This window comes from Pedobacter sp. 10L46_2, assembly GCF_056395165.1.
Map to the genome: position 1 here is coordinate 1 of NZ_JBFTIZ010000226.1, position 6,910 is coordinate 6,910.

The 6,910-nt window shown below is 40.9% G+C and carries 4 protein-coding genes; 3 read left to right on the forward strand and 1 reads right to left on the reverse strand.

The window, feature by feature from the left end; genetic code table 11:
- Positions 1-21: 21 nt before the first annotated feature.
- Positions 22-2,298, reverse strand: coding sequence for a catalase/peroxidase HPI (gene katG, locus AC1DDX_RS19880; protein ID WP_172663099.1), 2,277 nt, complete (start codon positions 2,296-2,298; stop codon positions 22-24).
- A gap of 258 nt (positions 2,299-2,556) precedes the next feature.
- Between katG and AC1DDX_RS19885 the strand changes: the two genes are divergently transcribed.
- From AC1DDX_RS19885 to AC1DDX_RS19895, 3 genes are all read left to right on the forward strand, one after another.
- Positions 2,557-4,995, forward strand: coding sequence for a TonB-dependent receptor (locus AC1DDX_RS19885; protein WP_172663100.1), 2,439 nt, complete (start codon positions 2,557-2,559; stop codon positions 4,993-4,995).
- Entirely contained in the window at positions 4,995-6,335 is a 1,341-nt protein-coding gene (locus AC1DDX_RS19890; RefSeq protein WP_288879435.1) for a PepSY-associated TM helix domain-containing protein, read from the forward strand. Before AC1DDX_RS19885 ends, AC1DDX_RS19890 begins: the two co-directional genes overlap by 1 nt.
- Positions 6,336-6,703: 368 nt before the next feature.
- Positions 6,704-6,904 carry a hypothetical protein gene (locus tag AC1DDX_RS19895; protein WP_477622460.1) on the forward strand — a complete coding sequence of 67 codons (201 nt, stop codon included), beginning with the start codon at positions 6,704-6,706 and terminating at the stop codon, positions 6,902-6,904.
- Positions 6,905-6,910: the final 6 nt, after the last annotated feature.

Genomic DNA, 6,910 nt, shown 5'->3' on the forward strand with positions numbered 1-6,910 from the left:
TATCTAGAAAGAGTGATCTAATTACAATAAATCAAACCTATCTAAATTCATTACTTTACTCCAGGCCGCTACAAAGTCTTTCACAAACTTACTTTGGGCATCGGCGCTTCCATATACTTCCGCAATAGCTCTCAATTCTGAGTTAGAGCCAAACACAAGATCTGCACGAGTTGCGGTCCACTTTATCTCACCAGTAGTACGATCACTGCCTTCATATAGTTCTCTATCTTGAGATACGGCTTTCCATGAGGTTCTCATATCCAGCAGATTTACAAAGAAATCGTTAGTAAGCTGTCCCGAACGAGAAGTGAAAATACCATGTTTTGAACCATCAAAATTTGTATTCAATGCACGCAGCCCTCCTACTAAGACTGTTAACTCAGGCGCAGAAAGAGTCAGCAAATGCGCTTTATCTATCAATAACTCTTCAGTAGATACAGGAATTTTTGATTTACGATAATTGCGGAAACCATCAGCAATTGGCTCCAGATAACCCACAGATTCCACATCGGTTTGTTCCTGCGAAGCATCTGCACGGCCAGATGCAAAAGGCACCGTAACGGTATGTCCTGCATCCTTCGCTGCTTTTTCAATACCTGCACCACCTGCCAGTACGATCAAATCTGCTAAAGAAACTTTTTTACCGTCAGACTGTACACTATTAAAATCTTTCTGAATACTTTCTAACTTATCGAGCACCTTTTGTAACTGCGATGGATTATTCACCTGCCAGTATTTTTGAGGGGCCAGGCGAATACGAGCACCATTAGCCCCACCCCTTTTGTCTGAACCACGGAAAGTGGAAGCTGATGCCCATGCTGTAGAAACCAGTTCTGATACACTCAATCCCGATTCCAATACTTTTGCCTTCAATGCGGTAATATCATTCTCGTCTATTAGCTTATGGTCAACTGCAGGAATCGGATCTTGCCAAATCAATTCTTCTGTAGGCACATCCGGCCCAAGGTACCGCGCACGTGGTCCCATATCACGGTGTGTTAATTTGAACCAAGCACGGGCAAAAGCATCTGCAAATTCATCCGGGTTTTCCAGAAAACGTCTCGATATTTTTTCGTAGGCAGGATCAAACCTCAAGGCAAGATCAGTTGTAAGCATACTAGGTGCATGTTTTTTTGAACTATCAAATGCATCCGGAATAATATCTCCTGCATCTTTAGCTACCCACTGGTGTGCACCAGCCGGACTTTTAGTAAGTTGCCATTCAAAACCAAGCAGGTTTTCAAAGAAATTATTGCTCCATTGGGTTGGTGTTGTTGTCCAGATTACTTCAAGCCCACTTGTAATAGCATCAGCACCTTTACCTGAGCCATAACTGTTGCTCCAGCCAAGACCCTGCATATCCAGGTCAACGGCTTCAGGCTCTTTGCCTACATTAGTAGCTGGTGCAGCTCCATGAGTCTTACCAAAACTATGACCTCCTGCAATTAAAGCAACCGTTTCTTCATCGTTCATTGCCATACGACCAAAAGTATCGCGGATGTCTTTAGCTGCGGCAATAGGATCTGGATTACCATCAGGTCCTTCAGGATTTACATAAATAAGTCCCATCTGTACGGCAGCCAATGGTTTCTCCAGATTGCGCGAGTGGATTTTACCGTCTGCATTGTCGTCAGACACCACTACTCCGTGGTTCTCTTCAACACCTTCTGATCCGTGCGTATAACGCAGGTCACCACCAAGCCATGTGGTCTCAGAACCCCAATACACATCCTCATCCGGTTCCCAAACGTCTGGACGCCCACCGGCAAAACCAAAAGTTTTAAAGCCCATTGATTCGAGTGCGATATTTCCGGTAAGAATCATCAAATCGGCCCATGAAATCTTATTACCGTATTTTTGTTTAATAGGCCAAAGTAGCCTGCGGGCTTTATCAAGGCTCACATTATCTGGCCAACTATTAAGCGGGGCAAAACGTTGCTGCCCTGCGCCTGCTCCACCTCGGCCATCACCCACACGATACGTACCGGCACTATGCCATGCCATGCGGATAAACAAACCACCATAATGTCCAAAGTCTGCCGGCCACCAGTCCTGGGAGTCAGTCATAAGTGCATGAAGATCTTTTTTTACGGCTTCCAGATCAAGGCTTTTAAAAGCCTCTGTATAGTTAAAATCTTCGCCCAGTGGGTTCGACAACGAGGAATGCTGACGCAGGATGCTTAACTTTAATTGGTTGGGCCACCAGTCACGGTTTCTGGTGCCGCCACCGCCAACATTGTGTTTCATGCTACCATTATGAAATGGGCATTTACTGATATCGTTTGATTCTTTTTCCATTTTTATCAATTTATGGTATTGAACTGTTTGCAAGTCGTGTTCTGACTATTTATAAATTTATGATATTAGGACTAATAATCACAATCATTTAATTCTATAATTCAATAGGTAAAATCTATTACGGCAAGTATAAATCTATAATTCCTTAAGGACTAAGCCACTCTAAAACTGTTTAAAATGTAACACATTCAATGTTGCTAATATTAAAACTCTTCTTATATTTGGCTATTATTTTTAATTAATCTAAATAAGCCTTACATGAAGATACTTTACGCTGCGCTCTCTTTTATTTGTTTGTCTCTAGTTGCTCAGGTAGCATCAGCCCAGCTAAGCATAAATGGCAAAATAACAGACAAATCCAACAAACCCATTCCTGGAGCCACCGTCAAATTGGTAGAAAAGAATTTGATTCAGATCACTGATCAGGATGGTCTTTTCGAGTTTTCCGATCTTACGCCCAGCTCTTATAGCTTTATTGCTTCTTATATTGGTTATGAAACACAGAGCACAAAGTTTAACGTTCAAAATGGGAAAACACAATTAACCATCCAATTGGAGAATAAAGACAACGAATTGCAAGGTGTAGAGATAACCGGAAGGAAAGAACAGGCATATAAGAATACCAAATCCTTTTCCGGAACAAAAACGGAAACTCCCCTGCGGTATGTACCACAGGCAATCAGTTATGTAACCAAAGAGGTTATAGACGATCAGCAGGCTTTTAAAGCAAGTGATGTAATTAAAAACATCAGCGGTGCTACTCACTTTTCTTACTACAATAATGACATCTCTCTGAGAGGATTCAGATCCAGCAATGCATTAATTAACGGTCTGAGAACCCCTACTAGCAGCTGGAGCCAACCCTTGCTTCCAAACGTAGAGCGTATAGAGGTAATAAAAGGCCCGGCATCTGCCTTATTCGCAAACACAGACCCGGGAGGTACAGTGAACACCGTGACGAAGAAACCGCTAGACGAGGCCAGGAAATCAATCAATTTCTCTACAGGAAGTTACAATACCAACAGGCTGATGGCAGATTTCACGGGCCCTATGAACGATACCAAGACTTTACTTTACCGCCTGAACCTTGCTTACCAAAATGCAGAGTCATTCCGGGTACTACAAGGTGGTGAGGATATTGTTATTGCACCGTCCATTTCATTCATCCCTGATGACAAAACACAAGTGAACTTTGACTTTGTATATTCTAAAACCAAAAGTCGCTTAGACCGCGGTCAGCCAATATTTGGCGCTACTGCCGGAACTGACCTTAACTCCACCCCTATTTCTTTTGCTCTTGGAAAAAGAAATGATTTCGAGAATGAAACAAATTTGTACGTTACCACATCACTACAAAGAAAAATCACCAAAAATGTGACTTTCAATGCCTCTTATATGAAGTTTATGTATGATGAGGACTTACTTGAGCACCGTACTTCAAACAGGTACGCAGTAGATGCTGCCGGAGTTTCAATTCCTACAAAGATGGAAATGCAGACCATCCGCAGACAAGGAAAAAATTATAGCGATAACATTACCGCATATTTTGTTACAGACTTCGAAACAGGGCCTTTAAAACATAAAGTAGTTACAGGATACGATTATATCCAAAATGAATCACCTATAGGTAATTCCAATTATAATGCAACAGGATATCGTAAACTGGATGGTACAGTGGGTAATTATAACAAAAACACACCTGGACTTTTTGTGATGAAAGACGGCAATCCGGTGCCAAATGTTCCTCATTTTGACCTCGTAAATCCTGATTATTCCATTTCTGAAATTTCCGGCTACATCAATACCTCTTCACAAACTGATCCTGCCAAATATTATGTTCATGGGATTTACATCCAGGATCAGATCAGCTTTGGCAAATTTCAGGCTTTACTGGCCCTAAGACAAGAATACTATACAGATATCAACAGATATAAAAAACCGGATGAGAAAAAGGTAGAACAAAAAGCACTCATACCTAGACTTGGTTTGGTTTATACGCCTTTAGATCAGGTAAGCTTCTATGGTACTTATGCTGAAGGTTATCAGCCACAAAGTGTTGCTCAGATTGGAGATCCAGTCCGATTCGGCGGTCCATTTGATCCCCTAATCAGTAACATGTATGAAGTGGGTGCAAAAACTGAATTCTTTGAAAAACGACTTTCTGCCAACCTTTCGTTTTATCGAATAGAGCAGAAAAATGTATTAATCAACGCTGGCAACCCTGGAAATACCGAAGAACTCAGACAAGAAGGCCAGCAACGCGCTAAGGGTATTGAGATCGACATCAATGGTGCCATTATGCCAAATTTCAGTGTTACAGCAAACTTTGCAATCAGCAGGGCTGAAACCACAAAAAGCGACAAACCTGAAAATGTAGGCCTGTTGAATGCCAATGCTCCAAAAGCGCAAGGCGGTTTATGGGCAAAATACACATTCCTGAACCCTGACCTAAAAGGTCTTGGTATAGGTGCTGGTGTAAATTACACCGGCAAAAGAAACACTCTGAATACGATATTGGAACTTCCTGAATATACACTATTCAGTGCAGCGCTATATTATAGTATTGATAAGTTCAAAATTTCGGGTAACCTGAACAACGTATTCAACAAAACCCATTGGGTTGGTGGATATGATTTTAATAGATTGTATCCGGGTGCACCAAGAAATTTCATGATTGGAATTGGTTATACATTCTAATGAAACCGAATAATAACGATAAAAAGGGGCATAATTTGCTCTGGAAAATTCATCATTGGGCGGGCTTGTACACAGGCATTGTGATTGGTATTCTTTGCCTAACTGGCGCAATCGCTGTTTTCATCCCTGAGATCGACGGCTGGATCCAACGGCGTTATTATTCGGTTTATACTACCCCTCTTTCGGCGCCTGCACTACCCAAAATTGATAATGCGTTTACCGAAGCTAAAAAGCAGTATCCCAAGATGGCTAGTTTACTGATCGATATGCCCGACAGGCCGGAAGGCATAGCCACCTTCAGTTTTGTTGTAAAAGGCAAAGACAAAGCGTCAAATCAGTCCTATTCTCTGTTTGTTGATCCGGTGCATGATAAAATCCTGGGCAATCGCGACCGACAAAACTCGCTGGCTAATTACCTAAGGCAAATGCACGTACGTTTGTACGAAGGTTTTTGGGGTCGACAGCTTGTAGGTTTAGCTGGAGTGGCCTTTGTAGTAGTAACCATTACCGGTTTTCTGATCTATGGGAACTTTATGAAAAAACAGCCTTATCCAAAAATCCGCAAGAAGAATGTGCGCATTTTAATGGCTGATTGGCATAAAATATTGGGTATAAGCGCGCTGGCTTTCAATTTTGTAATCGCGTGTTCCGGTGCCTGGTTAGGCTTGCAACCTAAACTGATGCAATGGTTTGACATTAAAGCCCCTAATGATTTTAAGGCTGAGGTAATCATAGATAAGAAAGAGGATGCAAACATTGCGGTACATTGGAATAAAGTATTTAAAGTAGCAAAACAAGAATTTCCCGGTCTTAAGCCAGGTTATATGCGTGCCTCTGAGGACGGAACAGCTACTATCGAAATTCATGGCAGCATAGACGGCCAGATATACGAAAGAAACATAAACTCGCTTGTTATTTCCAAGACTACTTACAAACCCTTATTCAAATGCGACATCAGCAAAGCATCATTCAGAGATAAATTTTATTCGGTACAAGAGGCTCTTCATTTTGGTGATTTTGGCGGTTTAGGTTTAAAAATATTATATGCCGTTCTTGGCCTTACAAGTGCCTTTTTGTCGATCAGTGGTTTTGTAGTGTATTTACACCGCACGGATAAGATGAAAAAAAGAGCCATTAGTCCTTTAAAAACTACTTTCATTTATTCTATCCTGATTTTGTTAATTCTTATTATCATTGCTATGATCAGCATGTTTATCGGTTACCGTCAGGCTTCCTTTATTGCTGCAATCATTGTAAATGGTACACTGGCCATATTCATCATTTATGCCATTACAAATTATATCCTTAAAAAAATGAAACCAAAAGCCAGCATCATATGAACATGAAAGCTTTTTCTTTAATCCAGCACAAACTGATCCCCACAGCGTTAATAGCTGGAAATATAGCCCTTGTCCACCTCATTTATTTACTGGCAAAAGGAGATTACAGCCACACCTTATCGGCAACAGCTCTTTGCATTATCAGCTTAATAATTGGAATTTTACGCGCCAACAAGTATTTCTTGCTGGCAGGAATAATTTCATACACTATACTTATGTTAAGTGCCTTAATCTTTCTGCCTGCGTAATTTTAAACATCCACACATGAACCTCGCTCTACATATGATATAGCAATAAAGGATAATTGAAGTCGTTACAATTTATGTATATTACACATATACAATTTAATATACTACGATTATCCCCATATGAAAAATAAAATATCTCCGTTAACCCTATTCCAGCCTAACAAACTAAAGGTATTATTGTCCCTGGGTTTCAAAGGCTATCTTGCTGATAGAGGATGGTTTGATGCATATAAAACAAAATCTGCTATCGACGAGACCGGAAAACCTATTGCCTGGGTAACCTATTCTTTCATCGATTTTATTAAAGAACGCCTGTATTAACAGCAA